Source organism: Streptomyces sp. NPDC052301 (assembly GCF_044593395.1).
Taxonomy (GTDB): Bacteria; Actinomycetota; Actinomycetes; order Streptomycetales; family Streptomycetaceae; genus Streptomyces.
The window spans coordinates 599,963-615,718 of sequence record NZ_JBIUBE010000001.1 but is presented as its reverse complement, the minus strand read 5'-3'; the positions used below and the strand labels follow the sequence as shown (position 1 = coordinate 615,718).

The 15,756-nt window shown below is 74.7% G+C and carries 14 protein-coding genes; 8 read left to right on the top strand and 6 right to left on the bottom strand.

Annotated elements, in window-relative coordinates; all coding sequences use genetic code 11:
• Window positions 1–4 precede the first annotated feature (4 nt).
• The 4 genes from ACIHEJ_RS02530 to ACIHEJ_RS02515 all read left to right on the top strand — a co-directional run bounded on the left by ACIHEJ_RS02530 (window position 5) and on the right by ACIHEJ_RS02515 (window position 2,002).
• Window positions 5–523: a hypothetical protein gene (locus ACIHEJ_RS02530; protein ID WP_400131399.1), complete on the top strand. Its 519-nt coding sequence runs from the start codon at window positions 5–7 to the stop codon at window positions 521–523.
• Between the two features lie 101 nt (window positions 524–624).
• The gene (locus tag ACIHEJ_RS02525) at window positions 625–822 is read left to right on the top strand and encodes a hypothetical protein (RefSeq protein WP_400131398.1); all 198 of its coding nucleotides are present in this window, start codon (window positions 625–627) and stop codon (window positions 820–822) included.
• 205 nt (window positions 823–1,027) lie between these two features.
• The gene (locus ACIHEJ_RS02520) at window positions 1,028–1,498 is read left to right on the top strand and encodes an SHOCT domain-containing protein (protein ID WP_400131397.1); all 471 of its coding nucleotides are present in this window, start codon (window positions 1,028–1,030) and stop codon (window positions 1,496–1,498) included.
• A 33-nt stretch (window positions 1,499–1,531) separates the two neighbouring features.
• A complete protein-coding gene (locus ACIHEJ_RS02515) occupies window positions 1,532–2,002 on the top strand; it encodes a hypothetical protein (protein ID WP_400131396.1) in 471 nt (156 codons plus the stop codon).
• 518 nt (window positions 2,003–2,520) lie between these two features.
• Here ACIHEJ_RS02515 and ACIHEJ_RS02510 read toward each other — a convergent pair.
• The 3 genes from ACIHEJ_RS02510 to ACIHEJ_RS02500 all read right to left on the bottom strand — a co-directional run bounded on the left by ACIHEJ_RS02510 (window position 2,521) and on the right by ACIHEJ_RS02500 (window position 6,366).
• On the bottom strand, window positions 2,521–3,624 hold the full coding sequence (locus tag ACIHEJ_RS02510; RefSeq protein ID WP_400131395.1) for a mechanosensitive ion channel family protein: 1,104 nt from the start codon (window positions 3,622–3,624) through the stop codon (window positions 2,521–2,523).
• A gap of 180 nt (window positions 3,625–3,804) precedes the next feature.
• A complete protein-coding gene (locus ACIHEJ_RS02505; RefSeq protein ID WP_400131394.1) occupies window positions 3,805–5,337 on the bottom strand; it encodes an amino acid permease in 1,533 nt (510 codons plus the stop codon).
• Window positions 5,338–5,379: 42 nt separating this feature from the next.
• The gene (locus ACIHEJ_RS02500; RefSeq protein WP_400131393.1) at window positions 5,380–6,366 is read right to left on the bottom strand and encodes a hypothetical protein; all 987 of its coding nucleotides are present in this window, start codon (window positions 6,364–6,366) and stop codon (window positions 5,380–5,382) included.
• 251 nt (window positions 6,367–6,617) lie between these two features.
• On the opposite strand from ACIHEJ_RS02500, the gene ACIHEJ_RS02495 reads away from it, so the two are divergent.
• The 3 genes from ACIHEJ_RS02495 to ACIHEJ_RS02485 all read left to right on the top strand — a co-directional run bounded on the left by ACIHEJ_RS02495 (window position 6,618) and on the right by ACIHEJ_RS02485 (window position 10,872).
• Window positions 6,618–8,048 (top strand): FGGY family carbohydrate kinase, encoded by a 1,431-nt coding sequence (locus ACIHEJ_RS02495; RefSeq protein WP_400131392.1) that lies wholly within the window; start codon window positions 6,618–6,620, stop codon window positions 8,046–8,048.
• A complete protein-coding gene (locus ACIHEJ_RS02490) occupies window positions 8,045–9,469 on the top strand; it encodes an FAD-dependent oxidoreductase (protein WP_400131391.1) in 1,425 nt (474 codons plus the stop codon). The genes ACIHEJ_RS02495 and ACIHEJ_RS02490 overlap by 4 nt, the downstream gene beginning before the upstream one ends.
• A 158-nt stretch (window positions 9,470–9,627) precedes the next feature.
• Complete coding sequence (locus tag ACIHEJ_RS02485; protein ID WP_400131798.1) at window positions 9,628–10,872, top strand: NAD(P)/FAD-dependent oxidoreductase; 1,245 nt, start codon at window positions 9,628–9,630, stop codon at window positions 10,870–10,872.
• A 36-nt stretch (window positions 10,873–10,908) separates the two neighbouring features.
• Here ACIHEJ_RS02485 and ACIHEJ_RS02480 read toward each other — a convergent pair whose 3' ends face one another.
• From ACIHEJ_RS02480 to ACIHEJ_RS02470, 3 genes are all read right to left on the bottom strand, one after another.
• Window positions 10,909–11,493: a GNAT family N-acetyltransferase gene (locus tag ACIHEJ_RS02480; protein WP_400131390.1), complete on the bottom strand. Its 585-nt coding sequence runs from the start codon at window positions 11,491–11,493 to the stop codon at window positions 10,909–10,911.
• Window positions 11,494–11,569: 76 nt separating this feature from the next.
• Window positions 11,570–12,334 (bottom strand): crotonase/enoyl-CoA hydratase family protein, encoded by a 765-nt coding sequence (locus tag ACIHEJ_RS02475; RefSeq protein WP_400131389.1) that lies wholly within the window; start codon window positions 12,332–12,334, stop codon window positions 11,570–11,572.
• A gap of 46 nt (window positions 12,335–12,380) precedes the next feature.
• On the bottom strand, window positions 12,381–13,355 hold the full coding sequence (locus ACIHEJ_RS02470; RefSeq protein ID WP_400131388.1) for a YbhN family protein: 975 nt from the start codon (window positions 13,353–13,355) through the stop codon (window positions 12,381–12,383).
• A 168-nt stretch (window positions 13,356–13,523) separates the two neighbouring features.
• Here ACIHEJ_RS02470 and ACIHEJ_RS02465 point away from each other — a divergent pair, with 168 nt between their 5' ends.
• Entirely contained in the window at window positions 13,524–15,425 is a 1,902-nt protein-coding gene (locus tag ACIHEJ_RS02465) for an ABC transporter ATP-binding protein (protein ID WP_400131796.1), read from the top strand.
• Window positions 15,426–15,756 lie beyond the last annotated feature (331 nt).

Sequence of the window (15,756 nt, the reverse complement as noted above, 5' to 3'; positions counted from 1 at the left end):
AGGGATGTCCTCGGCGGCCCGCACCCCGGCCCGGGAACGCCGTACCGAGCGCGCCACCCACGCCGACTACACGGGTGCCGTGTACGGATCGATGCTCGCGGCGTCGGTGGTGATCGGCGCGGGCGCCCTGGGGAGGTTCCCCCGCCTGGAACTGGTGCTGCTGCTGTCGCTCACCGGTCTCGTCTTCTGGATCGGACACGTCCACGCCCAACTGTTCGGGGCCCGTCTCGCGCAACGGACACTGGACCGGCCGACCGTGCTGCACGTGTGCCGCGAGGAGTGGCCGATCGTCGAGGCGGCCGTCCCGCCGGCGCTCGCCGTCGCCGTCAGCCCGCTGCTCGGGCTGGACGTCGACGGCGCGATCTGGCTGGCGGTCGCCGTCGCCGTGACCGGCCAGGTGGGCTGGTCCGCGGTCGGCGCACGGCGGGCGGGAGGGTCGTGGCGCCTGGTCACGGGCACCGCCGCGGTCAATCTGCTGCTGGGCCTGGCCATCATCGCGTTCAAGATCGCCCTGACGCACTGAGTGCCGGGAGCGGGTCACCTGCGCCGGGTGAGGCCCGTTGCGGCAGGGCGGAGCAGGATCGCAGGGAAGACCGCAGCAGGAACGCGCCAGGAGAACGGCCCATGCGCTACGAGATCCGCGTCGACGGACACATGTCGGACACCCTCACCCAGGCCTTCCCGGAGCTGGAGCACGTGAAGATGTCCGGCCAGACGGTGCTGTTCGGCCCGGTCGTCGACGAGGCGCACCTCTACGGGCTGCTGAACCGCTGCCGGTCCCTGGGCCTGCGCATCGTGGAGATGCGGCAGCCGCCCCGGTGACGCGCCGCCCTCTCGGCCGGCTCGGACGGGGGCCGGATCATCGGGGCGCCACCGGCGTCCTCCGGCTGCCGCGCACCGGCGCGATCCGGTGGTCCCACATTCACCCGCCCCGGGTGAGGGCACCCGTCCCGCGTCGTGTGCATGGTGAGAACGGCGGAGACCGGCTCGGCGCATCCGACGGCCCGCCGCTCGACGGAGGTGTGACATGAGCGCGCAGACCTACCTCGCGTACGACTACCCCGTGCTGGGTGTCTTCTGGTCCATGCTGGTGTTCTTCCTGTGGATCATGTGGTTCGTCCTGTTGTTCCGGTGCATCGTCGACATCTTCCGCGACGACGGGATGAGCGGCTGGGGCAAGGCCGGCTGGACGCTCTTCGTGATCGTGCTGCCGTTCCTGGGCGTCTTCGTCTACCTGATCGCCCGCGGCAAGGGCATGGGGAAGCGGGAGATGGCGGAGGCGCGTGCCCGGCAGGAGGCCTTCGACTCCTACGTCCGGCAGACCGCGCAGGGCGCTCCGGCCAGGACGAGCAGCGCCGACGAGCTCGCCAAGCTCTCCGCCATGCGTTCGCGCGGCGAGATCACCGACGACGAGTTCCGCCGGGCGAAGGAGCTGGTCCTCAGCGAGACCGGCCCGGCCGGGCGCTCCGCCGACGTGCCCACCTCCACCGGTCGCTGAACCGCGTCCACCGACACGAATCGAGGTCCTCGCATGGCCACGACACACTCCACCCGCGCCCACACGGGCGGCGCCAAGCAGGCATGGGCGGGCGGCCTGACGGCCTTCGCGGGCGTCATGCTGTTGCTTGCGGGGCTGCTCGGCGTGTTCCGGGGCATCATGGCGATCGCCCAGGACGCCGTCTTCGTCACGACACCCAACTACGTGTTCAAGTTCGACCTGACGACCTGGGGATGGATCCATCTGGTGCTGGGCGCGTTGGCCGTGCTCGTCAGCTTCGGTCTGTTCCAGCCGTCGATGTGGGCGCGTGTCGCCGGTGTGGGCGTCGCCGGGCTGGTGATCATCGCCAACTTCCTCTCGCTGCCGTACTACCCCGTGTGGTCGGTGGTGATGATCGCCCTGTCCGGGTTCATCATCTGGGCCCTCTGCGTGGTCCAGGGGGACGAGTCCGTCCAGAGCCCACCGGGACCGGCGACCGGCGGGGCGCCCCGCGCTTCGGCCTGACCGGCTTCGGGCCGGCGGCGACGTCGGCCCCCGGAGCCCCACCGGACGGCCCCGTGGGCCCCGTTTCGGTCACGGCCGGTGCCCGCCTCGCGGATTGCTCTCGCCGACGTCCGCACCGCCCTTCCAGGCGGCCCGGAAGCGGAGTCGCGCGTCCGGGCCGCGACCGATGTCCCGCGGCGGGCCGAAGGCGGCGATGCCACCGCCCGTTCCGTCCTCGCCGGGGGTCCGTCGGCCGGGACGCGCGGGACCGACCCGGCAGGGCGGGACGTACGCCTTCGAACTCGCTCCTCGGCCGACAGTCCCGGGCGGGCGGGCCGGCAAGCGGAGCGCCGGGGCGGGCCGGTGCGGCAGCCGAGGCGTTTGCCGCCGCTCGCCGAGGAAGCGCCGCACCCACGTCCGGCACACCACGGACGCCCCGCCGCCCACGCGGACCCGCATCGCACGTGCCGAGCGCATCGCTGAGCGCCGTACCCGCCCGCCCCCGCGCCCCCGCTCCCTGACCGGCCGGGCCCGGCCGGTCAGTGGCCGTGCTGGTCGACCGGCGCGGTCCCCGGCACCTCCTCCTCCGCGCTGCGCTGCTGCGGTATCACCACCGCCCCCTGCTGAAGCGCCACCGTCCGGGTGGGGGCCGGGATCCGGATGCCCTCCTCGCGGTAGCGGCGGTGCAGGCGCTTGATGAACTCGTGCTTGATCCGGTACTGGTCGCTGAACTCGCCCACGCCGAGGATCACCGTGAACCCGATCCGGGAGTCGCCGAAGGTGTGGAAGCGGATGGCGGGCTCGTGGTCGGGGACGGCGCCCTCGACCTCCCGCATCACCTCCGAGACGACCTGGGCCGTCACCCGCTCCACGTGCTCCAGGTCCGCGTCGTAGCCGACCCCGACCTGCACCAGCACCGTCAACCGCTGCTCGGGATGCGTGTAGTTGGTCATGTTGGCCTTGGCGAGCTGGCCGTTGGGGATGACCACCAGGTTGTTGGACAGCTGGCGGACCGTCGTCTGCCGCCAGTTGATGTCCACCACATAACCCTCCTCGCCGCTGCCCAGCCGGATGTAGTCGCCGGGCTGCACGGTCTTGGAGGCGAGGATGTGGATGCCCGCGAAGAGATTGGCGAGCGTGTCCTGCAGGGCGAGTGCCACGGCGAGGCCGCCGACGCCGAGGGCGGTGAGCAGGGGCGCTATGGAGATGCCGAGCGTCTGCAGCACCACCAGGAAGCCGAGCGCCAGCACCAGGACCCGGGTGATGTTGACGAAGATGGTCGCCGAGCCTGCCACGCCCGAGCGTGACTGGGTGACCGTGCGGACCAGGCCGGCGATCACCCGGGCCGCGGACAGCGTCACCACGCCGATCAGCCACACCTCGAGGATCTGGTCGGTGTGGTGCTGCACCGTCCGGGTCAGGGGCAGCACGATCGCCGCGGACGCCGCGCCGCCCGCGATCGCCGCCCACGGCACGACCGAGCGCAGCGCGTCCACGATGACGTCGTCCCCGCTCCAGCGGGTCCGCTTGGCGTGCTTGGCGAGCCAGCGCAGCAGGGTGCGGGACAGGAAGGCGAGCAGCAGGCCCGCCGCCAGGGCGATTCCGGCGAGTACGAGGTCGTCCAGGGTCAGCGCGCGGTTCACCGGTCACCTCCGGAGGGGTACGTGCCTCGACGGATGTGCAGTTGTGTCACGTTGTCACCTGCTCGATGTGCGGGATGTGCGAGCGCGCCGGCTCCGGAACTCCGGTGACCGGCGCGTTCGTTCATCCTGCCGTATCCGGGGCGGCCGCCCGTACCGGGACCGGTGTCGCGGGCACCCCGCTCAGACGATGCCCTCGGCGAGTTCGGCCTGGTCACGGTCGCTGCCGTAGGCGGCCGTGGTCGGGGTGCCGTACGAACGGCGGGCGACGTACCACCAGACGCTGGCGAGGACCAGTACCACGGCGAGCGCCACCGACGCGTAGTTCATCGTGTCGACGGTGACCGGCGAGGCCTGCGGCAGGCAGAACAGGACCGTCACGCACGCCACCCACACGACCGCGATCCAGCCGATCGGCTTGCTCCAGCGGCCCAGATGCCAGGGGCCGGGCCGGAACCGGTCGCCGGCGCGCAGCCGCAGCAGTACGGGGATGGCGTAGGCCGGGGTGATGCCGATGACGTTGATGGCGGTCACCGCGTTGTACGCCGTCGCCGAGTACAGCGACGGCAGGGCGAGGAGACAGGCCACCACGACGGCCAGCCAGACCGCGGCGACCGGCGTCTGGGTGCGGACGCTCACCTTCCGCCACAGGTGCGAGCCGGGCAGCGCGCCGTCCCGGCTGAACGCGAACACCATCCGGCTGGCCGCGGCGACCTCGGCGTTGCCGCAGAACAGCTGGGCGATGATCACGACGAGGAGCAGCGCGCTCGCCCCGTCGGTGCCGAGGCCGTCGAGCAGGATCTGCGCGGGCGGCACGCCGGTGGCGGTGGTGCGGGTGGCGTCGTAGTCCTGGATGGCGAAGGTCAGCCCGGCCAGCAGCACGAAGCCCGCGAGCCAGGAGACCCAGATGGAGCGGACGATGCCGCGGGCCGCGGAGAGCGACGCCTGCGAGGTCTCCTCGGACAGGTGGGCGGAGGCGTCGTAGCCGGAGAAGGTGTACTGCGCGAGCAGCAGTCCGATCGCCGCCACGTACAGCGGGTTGTGCCAGCCGGTCTCGTCGACGAACTTCGTGAAGACGAAGGATGCCGACCGGTGGTGGTCGGGGACGACGGCGAGCGCGCCGACGATGAGCGCGACGCCGGCGAGATGCCACCACACGCTGACCGAGTTGAGCACGCTGACCAGGCGCACGCCGAACAGGTTCAGCACCGCGTGCAGCAGCAGGATGGCGCAGAAGATCAGCATGGTCCTGCCGGGCGTCGGCGTGAAGCCCCACTGCAGGTTGGCGAAGGCGCCGGTGAACAGGGCGGCGCCGTAGTCGATGCCGGCGATCGCGCCGAGCAGGCCGAGCAGGTTCAGCCAGCCCGTGTACCAGCCCCAGCGCCGGCCGCCGAGCCGGTCGGCCATGTAGTACAGGGCGCCGGAGGTCGGGTAGGCGCTGGTGACCTCGGCGAGTGCGAGACCGACGCACAGCACGAACAGGCCGACCCCGGCCCAGCCCCACAGCATCACGGCGGGCCCGCCGGTGTTCAGGCCGAAGCCGTACAGGGTCATGCAGCCGGACAGGATCGAGATCACCGAGAAGCTGATCGCGAAGTTGCCGAAGCCGCCCATGCGGCGGGCGAGCACCGGCCGGTAGCCGAGCTCGCGCAGGCGCTGCTCCTCGTCCTGCGGTGGCAGGCCGGGGGAGGGCGCGGGATCGGGGATGCGGGGCATGCGGGACCTCCGGGGATCAAGGGGCGGGAGAACGGGGGACGTTCAGGAGCGTGAGCCGTCGGCGGCGGCCCGGCAGCGGTCCCGGGCCTGCAGGAACACCTCCACACCCCGGTCGCGCTGCGGGGTGCGGTACATCCAGGGCGGCGGCGTGTAGTACGGCCCGATCGCGTCGAACACCCGGGCCGCGTCCGGGAACCGGAGCGAGCCCCACAGGGCGTGGGCCAGGTGGTTGAGGTCCGGCAGCGCACGCTCGGCGGGTGCGGTGTGCTCGAACCAGGAGAGCAGCGCCCGGTGCGCCTCGCGGGTCGCGTCCTCCGCCACCCAGTGCAGGTCCAGTGCCGCGTCGTGCCCGCTGGCGCGCCGGTAGCGCTCCACGCGGACGTACAGCGGCAGCAGGTGCAGCGCCGAGCCGGGCGGGGCCTGCGCGGCGGCCCACTGGGCGTAGGCGGAGGCCTCCGCGAGCCGGCCCGAGCCGCCGCGCACGTACAGGAACTGCAGCATCCGGTGGTGGGCCTCGCGGCTGTACGGGTCGCGCTTGCCGGCCTCGGCCAGCAGCCCCCAGGGGCCCGGCGGCAGCATCGGCTCGGGTGCGGCCGCCCGGTGCTCCTCCCAGCTCTGTCCGGGGTCCAGCTGGGCCAGCGCCAGCAGGCACACCCAGGGCACCGGGTCGTGCGGGGCGGTCCGGGTGGCGGACTGGGCCGCGTCCCAGGCCTCGATCCACAACTCGTGCGTGCGGCGGTGCCGTTCGCGCTGGGCCCGTAGCGCCCGCTCGACGCAGACCCGGGCGTGCATCACCGCCGCGTGGACGCTGCCCGGTTCCTCCGCGAGCCAGGCCCGCACCACGTCGGTGCCGGCGGCCGCCGCCGCGAGGACCTGGGTGCGCCGGGTCCACTGCCAGCCCTCGGCGGTGTCCGCGAGCAGGGCGCGCATGGCCATCCAGCGGCCGGTGCGCAAGTCCTGGAGCGCGGCGCGCAGGGCGTGGTCGGGTCCGGCGGGGTCGTAGGAGGGGCGTGCTCCGTCTCTGGCCATCAGCCGGCCGCCCCGGGCCACGGGCACACAAGCGAGCCGGCGGGGTGAGGTAGCAACAGCCCTCCTGTGGGCGGGGTTTGGCGTGTCCACGCAGTCGGCGGTCACTATAGAGGGGGAGGTTCCGCCCTCACCATTGTTGCCAACTCAACTGTTGAGTCGGCACGTTGACGGCCGGTCCGCCGCTTGACGCCGGGCACGGCGCGACGGCAGGCTGACGCGGTGATCTCCGGGGCGGAGTGGGGGAAGACACGATGACGGGTCCGGTGCTCGCCGTGGACCAGGGCACGTCCGGCACCAAGGCCCTGGTCGTCTGCCCGGAGCGCGGCGTCCTCGGCTCGGGCTTCGCCGAGGTGCGCCCCCGGTACCTGGCCGGCGGCCTGGTCGAGGTGGACCCCGCCGAGCTGTACGACTCGGTCGTCGACGCCGGCCGGCAGGCGCTCGCCGAGGCCGGTACGGACGTCGTGGCGCTGGGCCTCGCCAACCAGGGGGAGACCGTCCTCGCCTGGGACCCGGCCACCGGCCGCCCGCTGACCGACGCCCTGGTCTGGCAGGACCGGCGCGCCGAGACCGTCTGCGCCGAACTCGCCGAACATGCCGAGGAGTTGCGACAGCTGACCGGGCTGCCCCTCGACCCGTACTTCGCCGCGCCCAAACAGGCCTGGATCCGCCGCCACCGCACCCGGGAGGGCGTCGTCACCACCTCCGACGCCTGGCTGGTGCACCGCCTCACCGGCGCCTTCGTCACCGACGCCGCCACCGCCGGCCGCACCCAGCTGCTCGACCTGGACCGGGTCACCTGGTCCCCGCGCGCGCTCGACCTGTACGGCCTGGCAGGCGAACGCCTCCCCGAGGTGACCGACACCGCCGGGCCGGTCGGCACCACCACGGCGTTCGGCCCCGAGATACCGCTCACCGGTCTGATCGTCGACCAGCAGGCCGCCCTCCTCGCCCAGCGGGTCACCGGGCCCGGCGCCGCCAAGTGCACCTACGGCACCGGCGCGTTCCTGCTCGCACACACCGGCGACCGTCCCCGGCGCGGCACCTCCGGCCTGGTCGGCTGTGTCGCCTGGCGGCTCGCCGGACGGACCAGCTACTGCCTCGACGGGCAGGTCTACACGGCCGCCTCCGCCGTCCGCTGGCTCACCGGCATGGGCGTCATCTCCTCGGCCGCCGACCTCGACCCGGTCGGCGGGAGCGTCCCCGACAGCGGCGGTGTCACCTTCGTCCCCGCCCTGGCCGGGCTCGCCGCCCCCTGGTGGCGCGGCGACGTGCGCGGCTCCCTCACCGGACTCGGACTCGACACCACCCCGGGCCACGTGGTGCGCGCCCTGTGCGAGGGCATCGCCGCCCAGGTCGCCGAACTCGCCGAGGCGGCCGCCGGCGACCTCGGCGGCCCGCTGCGCACGCTCCGGGTCGACGGCGGCCTCACCCGCTCCGCGCTCCTCATGCAGACCCAGGCCGACCTGCTGCAGCGCCCCGTCGAGGTGTCCGGCCTGCCCGACGCCACCGCGCTCGGCGCCGCCGCCCTCGCCCGGCTCGGCGCGGACCCCGCCCTGAGCGTGGACGACGCCCTGCCCGACTTCAGGCCCGCCGCCGTGTACGAGCCCCGCATCCCGGCCGACCTGGCCGCAGAACGCCGCGCCGGCTTCCGCGCCGCCGTCGCCGCCCTGCTCGACACATGACGGTCACGGCTCAGGGGCCGCTGCCCACGGCCTGGTACGACGTGGCGATCGTCGGCGCCGGCGTCGTCGGCTGCGCCCTCGCCCGCGAACTCGCCCGCCGGCCCCGGCTGCGCGTCGCCCTCGTCGAGGCCCAGGACGACGTCGGCCAGGGCACCTCCAAGGCCAACACCGCCATTCTGCACACCGGTTTCGACGCCACCCCCGGCACGCTGGAGGCCCGCCTGGTCCGCGAGGGGTACGAGCTGCTCGGCGCCTACGCGGCCGAGTCCGGCATCCCCGTCGAGCGGACCGGCGCCCTGCTGGTCGCCTGGGACGAGGAGCAGCTGACCGCCCTGCCCCGGCTGGCCGAGAAGGCCGAGGGCAACGCGTACGCCGAGACCCGGCTGCTCGGCCCCGACGAGCTGTACGCCCGCGAACCGCACCTCGGCCCGGGCGCGCTCGGCGCCCTGCACGTCCCCGGCGAGAGCGTCATCTGCCCCTGGACCACCACCCTCGCCTACGCCACCCAGGCCGTCCGTGCCGGAGTCGACCTGCACCTGAACACCGCCGTGCGGCGGCTGGAGCGCGCGGACGGGCACCTCCTGCACACCTCGCGCGGCCTCCTGCGCGCCCGCCATCTGGTCAATGCGGCCGGACTGCACGCCGACACCCTCGACCGACTCCTCGGCCACGAGGACTTCACCGTCACCCCGCGCCGCGGCCAGCTCCTCGTGTACGACACGTTCGCCCGGGCGCTCGTCCGGCACATCCTCCTGCCCGTGCCGACCGCCCTCGGCAAGGGCGTCCTCGTCGCGCCCACCGTCCACGGCAAGGTGCTGCTCGGGCCCACCGCCGAGGACCTGTCCGACAAGCGGGCCACCGAGTCCACCGCCGACGGCCTGGCCCTGCTGCGGGACAAGGGCCGGCGCATCCTGCCCGCCCTGCTCGACGAGGAGGTCACCGCCGTCTACGCCGGGCTGCGCGCGGCCACCGGGGAGGAGGACTACCGCATCGCCGCCCACCCCGGGCAGGCGTACGTCACCGTCGGCGGCATCCGCTCCACCGGACTGACCGCCTCCCTGGCCATCGCCGCCCACGTCACCGGCCTGCTGGCCGGCACCGGCCTCGACCTCGGACCGGCACGCGACCTGGAACCGGTGGCGATGCCCGACCTCGGCGAGGGCTCCCCGCGCCCCTGCCTGCGGCCCGAACTCGTCGCCGCCGACCCGGAGTACGGCATCCTCGTCTGCCACTGCGAGCGCGTCTCCCGCGGGGAGATCCGCGACGCCCTCGCCGGCCCGGTCCCGCCCCGCTCCCTGGAGGGCCTGCGCCGCCGCACCCGGGCCCGGGCGGGCCGCTGCCAGGGCTTCTACTGCGGGGCGGCGGTGCGGGAGCTGTTCGAGCGGGGGACGGGGAGTGCGGTGCGGAGGGACGGGCCGTGACGAGTGAGGGGGTGCGGGGGCCGGTGAGCGACGACGGGCCCGGGACGGGGCCCGACGGGGCAGACGCGCGCGGCCCGAGGGGGGACGGCGCGCGGGACACGGGGGCCGACGGCGTGCGGGCCGTGGCGGGCGACGCCGTGCCGGCCACCGTGAACGGGATCGTGCCGTTCACCGCGGCCCCGCGGCGTGTCGACGTCCTCGTGGTCGGTGCCGGTCCCGCGGGACTCGCCGCTGCCGCCCGGGTGGCCGCCGCCGGTGCCGGCCGGGTGGAGGTGCTGGAGCGGGAGGAACAGCCCGGGGGAGTCCCCCGGCACTGCGCGCACGGCGGCTTCGGCACCCGGATCCGCCCCCTGACCGGCCCCCGGTACGCCCGCCGGCTGACGCAGGCCGCCGAGCTGGCCGGTGCCGCCCTGCGGACCGGGGTGTCGGTGCTGGACTGGGCGCCCACGGGGCCCGTCCTGCACACCACCGGTCCCGGTGGCCCGGAGGTGATCGAGGCACGGGCGGTGGTCCTGGCCACCGGGGCCCGCGAGCGCCCCCGCACGGCCCGGCTGGTGCCCGGGACCCGGCCCGCGGGTGTCTGGACCACGGGCGAACTCCAGCAGGCGGTGCACCTGTTCGGTCAGTACATCGGGGCCCGCGCGGTCGTGGTGGGTGCCGAGGACGTGTCGTACGCGGCGGCCGGCACCCTGCGCGCGGCCGGCACCGAGGTCGTCGCCCTCGTCACGGAACACCCGCGCGCCCGGACGAGCCGGGCCCGGGCCCGGTCGGCCCTGCTGCGCCACGGCGTCCCCCTGCTGACCGAGACCGCCGTCGCCGAACTCCTCGGCCGCGGGCGCCTGTCCGGCGTACGCGTCCGCCACCGCGACGGGCGTACGGCCGTACTGCCCTGCGACACCGTCGTGTTCACCGGCGACTTCGTCCCCGAGCACGAACTGGCCCGTCGCGGCGGCCTCGTCCTGGACCCCGGCACCCGCGGTCCCGCCGTCGACGGCTCCCTGCGCACCTCGCGCCCCGGAATCCTCGCCGCGGGCAACCTCCTGCACGCCGTGGAACGTGCGGGCACGGCCGCGCACGAGGGCGCGCTCGCGGCCGAGGCCGTCCTGGACTTCCTGGCGGGTGCCCCCTGGCCGGACCCCGGGGTCCCGCTCACCGTCGAGGCGCCGCTGCGCTGGATCACCCCGAACCGCCTCGTCCCGGCCGCCCGGCCCGCCCGCTACGTCCTGCGGACCGCCGCCCCGCTGGCCGACCCGGTGCTCCACGTCCGCCAGGACGGACGCCTCCTGCACCGCGAACGCCTCGGCCCCGGCACCGCCCGGCCGCACCGCCCCCTGATCCTCAGCGCCCGCTGGCACCACCTCGTCGACCCGGAGGGCGGGACGGTACGCGTCGGGACCCGCTGAACAAACGCACTGCCCGGGACGGCGCGCGCCGACTCCTCACCGGGGCTCAGGGTCCGTCGCGAGGCGGGCGTGGAGGTGGCAGTCGCGGAACGCGTCCCGGCGGCCCGCCTCCCACATCGCGCCGCGCAGCGTCCCCTCGTAGCGGAAACCGCACCGCTCGGCGACCTTGCACGACGCCTCGTGGCCGACGGCGTGGTCGAGTTCGAGGCGGTGCAGGCGCAGGTCGGCGAAGACCCAGCGGGCGGCCAGGGCGAGAGCGCGGGTCGCGACGCCCTTGCCGCGTGCCTCGGGCAGTATCCAGTAGCCGACGCAGGCCGACCGCATGCCGCGGTCGATCCGGCTGACGCCGATGTGCCCCAGCGCCGTGCCGGTGTCCGGGTCCTCCACGCAGAACGCCGCCCCGGTCCCGGCCTCGGCCCCCTCGGCCTTGCTCCGCACGGCGGCGCGGGCGTCCGCGAGATCGGCGATCGGGCGCAGCGGGGTGTTCCAGCGCTGGAACTCCGGGTCGGAGCAGCCGCGGAGGAAGGTCTCGACATCGTTCTCGTCGGCGGCGTTCCACCGGCGCAGTCGCAGACCGCCGCCGCGTACGGGTATGGCGGGAATCCGGGTGTCGGGAGTCATCCGGTCATTGAACAACACCCGGCGCGGTGCCGGGGATCGGGCGGACGGAACCGCGGCCGGCCGAAGGAACGGCGGCTCACAGGCCGGTGAAGGAGCCGTGGCGACCGGCACCCGACGCGAAGCGGGCGGCGCCCTCCGCGCTCTGCGCCAGCACACCCGTACCGTGGCGGAGTTCACCGCGCAGCGCCTCCTCCTCCGCCAGTCCCTCCTGCTCCAGGACGGACGCACGGTCGCTGCGCAGACAGTCCTGCGGAAAGCGGGCGATCTGCGCGGCGAGCGCCTCGGCCTCGGCGCGGGCGCGTCCCGGGGGCACCAGGCGGTTCGCGAGCCCGATCTCGTACGCCTCGCGGGCCGGCACCGGGCGGCCGGTCAGGATCAGATCCATCGCCCGGCCGGTGCCGATCAGCCGGGGCAGCCGTACGGTCCCGCCGTCGATCAGGGGTACGCCCCAGCGGCGGCAGAACACCCCGAACACGGCGTCCTCCTCGGCGACCCGCAGATCGCACCAGAGGGCGAGTTCCAGGCCGCCCGCGACCGCGTGACCGGCCACCGCCGCGATCACCGGCTTGGACAGCCGCATCCGGGTCGGGCCCATGGGGCCGTCGCCGTCCTGCGTGACGCGGTTGCCGCGTCCGGTGCCGATCGCCTTCAGATCGGCACCCGCGCAGAACGTACCGCCCTCACCCCACAGCACGGCCACCCGGGCGTCGTCGTCCGCCTCGAACTCCCGGAAAGCGGCGGCGAGTTCGGCGGCCGTGGGACCGTCCACGGCGTTGCGGGCCTCGGGACGGGACAGGACGACCGTGCTGACGTGTGCGTCACGCTCCACGCGGACCGGCACTTCGGACCCCCTTCTCGCTGCTGCGGCTCGAGAGGGCCACTCTGCCTCAGATGACCTTCAGCCGCACCAGCGCCCCCAGCGTCAGCGCCCCCGGCACGAGCGGCGCCCACACGGTGATGATCCGGTACGCCAGCACCACCGCCGTGGCCACCGCGGCCGGACCGCCCACCGCGACCAGCGCCACGATCAGCGCCGCCTCCACCGACCCCAGCCCGCCCGGCGTGGGCACCAGGGCCACGGCGGCCGTCGCCGCGAGGTACGCCAGCGCCATGTACGCGGGCGGCACCGGCAGGCTCAGCGCCTGCCCGACCGCGGCCAGCCCCGCCGCCTGGAGCGCCGGGAAGGCCAGCGAGCCGCCCCACAGCGCCAGGGCCCGGGCCGGGCGGGTGTGCACCGACCGGGCCTCACCGAGGGCGTCCCGCGCGAACGCGTACACCCGGGCACGCAGCCGTCGTACGAGCGCCAGCGCGGCCACCGCCACGGCCGGCAGGCCGGCGGCGCCGAGCAGCAGCGGGACCGTCGCACCGGCCGGCAGCAGCGGCCCGAGCCGCAGCGCGTCCGGGAAGGCGACCAGCAGGGCGGCCAGCAGTCCGAGCCGGCCCACGCACTCGGCCATCAGGTACAGGGCGAGCGCGGCCGAGGAACGGGCGAGCGGCACCCCGCACACGGTCATGAAGCGCAGGTTCACGGCGCTCGCGCCGAGCCCGGTCGGCAGCAGGTGGTTGGCCGCGGCCGCCGCGAACTGGGTGGCCAGCAGCCGCCCCTTCGGCAGCGGCTGCACCACCGCTCCCTGCCGGGTGAACGCGGCGGCCACCCAGGTCAGGCAGGTCGCGCCGGCCGCGGCGAGCAGCCAGGGCAAGGAGGCGGCGCGCAGCTGGCCGAAGCCCTCGGCCAGCACCGAGCGGTGCCGCACGGCGGCCACGGCGACCAGCAGGAGCGGGAGCAGGCACAGCACCTGCCGGACGGGGACGCGACGGGGGAGTCGTCCCCGGGGGAGCGGGGGAAGCGGGACGGCAGTCACATCCGCAGAGGTTCTCCGTGCCGCGTCAACGGCAGGTGGCAGCAGCGGGGACGGCGGCTTACAGGCTGGGGTCATCGAGGCCTTCCGGTCGGGGGACGCCGGTGCGGGTGAAAAGGCGCGGACCTTGACCTCAACGAAGCTTGAGGTTCTACGTTCTCTTCCATGAGCATGGAGACCACCGCATGGACGCAGCTGCACAGCGTGATGAACGCGCAGGCGGACCGCCGTCCCCTCGCCCGCGCCACACTGCGCCGCATCGCCGCCTTCGCCCGCCCGCACCGCGCGGGCATCGTCCGGTTCGTACTGCTCGGGGTGGTGACCGCCCTGCTCGCCGTCGCGACCCCCGTGCTCGCCGGCCGCGTCGTCGACGCGATCGTGGCGGGGCACGACTCCGGCCGGGTGGTACGGCTCTCGCTGCTCATCGCGCTCGTCGCGCTCGTGGAGGCGGGGCTCGGCATCCTCGGCCGGCGCCTGTCGGCGACGCTCGGGGAGGGACTCATCCTCGACCTCAGAACGGCTGTGTTCGATCATGTGCAGCGCATGCCCGTCGCGTTCTTCACACGGACGCGTACGGGAGCGCTGGTCAGCCGTCTCAACAACGACGTGATCGGCGCCCAGCGGGCCTTCGCCAACACCCTCTCCGGCGTGGTCAGCAACCTGGTCACGCTGCTGCTCACCCTCGCCGTGATGCTCACCCTGTCCTGGCAGATCACCCTGCTCGCGCTGGTGCTGCTGCCGGTGTTCGTCCTGCCCGCCCGCCGCATGGGAAGCCGGATGGCGCGGATGCAGCGGGAGGCGGCGGCGCTGAACGCGGCCATGGGCACCCGCATGACCGAGCGGTTCTCGGCCCCCGGCGCCACCCTGATCAAGCTGTTCGGCCGCCCGGAGGAGGAGTCGGCGGAGTTCGCGGCCCGCGCCGCCCGGGTCCGGGACATCGGGGTGCGCACGGCGACCGCCCAGTCGGTCTTCATCACCTCCCTCACCCTGGTCTCCGCCCTCGCGCTCGCTCTCGTCTACGGCCTCGGCGGCTGGTTCGCGCTGCGCGGCACCCTGCAGGCGGGCGCGATCGTCTCCCTCGCCCTGCTGCTGACCCGGCTGTACGCCCCGCTGACCGCGCTCGCCGGGGCCCGGGTCGAGGTGATGAGCGCCCTCGTCAGCTTCGAGCGGGTCTTCGAGGTGCTGGACCTGAAGCCGCTGATCGAGGAGAAGCCGGACGCCGTCGAGGTCCCCGAGGGCCCGGTCGCCGTCGAGTTCGACGACGTCCGCTTCTCCTACCCCGCCGCCGACCAGGTCTCCCTCGCCTCCCTGGAGGAGGTCGCCACGCTCGACACCCGCGGCGGCACCGAGGTCCTGCGCGGCATCTCCTTCCGGGCCGAACCCGGACAGACCGTCGCTCTGGTCGGCTCGTCCGGCGCCGGTAAGTCCACCATCGCCCAGCTGCTGCCGCGCCTGTACGACGTCGACGCGGGCGCCGTCCGGATCGGCGGGGCCGACGTCCGTGACCTGACCGCCGCCTCCCTGCGCGCCACCCTCGGCATGGTCACCCAGGACGGCCATCTCTTCCACGACACCGTCCGTGCCAACCTGCTGCTGGCCCGCCCGGACGCGACGGACGAGGAGCTGTGGGACTCCCTGGAGCGGGCCCGTCTCGCCGCGGTCGTAAGGTCGCTGCCCGACGGGCTGGACACGGTCGTCGGCGAGCGGGGCTACCGGCTCTCCGGCGGTGAGCGCCAGCGCATGACCATCGCCCGCCTGCTGCTGGCACGCCAGCGCGTGGTGATCCTGGACGAGGCCACCGCCCACCTGGACAACACCTCGGAGGCGGCCGTGCAGGAGGCGCTCACCGAGGCCCTGGAGGGCCGCACCGCCGTGGTCATCGCCCATCGCCTGTCCACGGTCCGCGCCGCCGACCGGATCCTGGTCGTGGAGGCGGGCCGGATCGTGGAGCACGGCACGCACGAGGAGCTGCTGACGGCGGACGGGCGCTATGCCGAGCTGTACCGGACCCAGTTCGCGGAGCGGGACGCCGAGGCGGCGGAGCCGGTGGGGGCGGAAGTGCCGCTGGTCTGAGCGGTCACGGAGTCCTCCGGGGGCGGCGGTCGGGTGCTGGGCGGGGCCTGGTCGGGGGTGTGGTGGGTGGGAGCGGTGGTCGTCGGGGGGCTGGGTCTGTGCGGTCACCTGGGCGGGCCGGGTGTGTGGGGGTCGGTCCGCGGGACATCCGGGGGCGGCGGTCGGGTGCTGGGCCGGACCCGGTGCGCGGAGCGGGAGGCCGAGGCGGCGGAGCCGGTGGGGGCGGAAGGGCCGCTGGTCTGAGCGGTCACGGAGTCCTCCGGGGGCGGCGGTCGGGTGCTCGGCCGGACCCGGTGCGCGGGGCGGGCCGTCCAGGGGGGCGGGGGTGGTG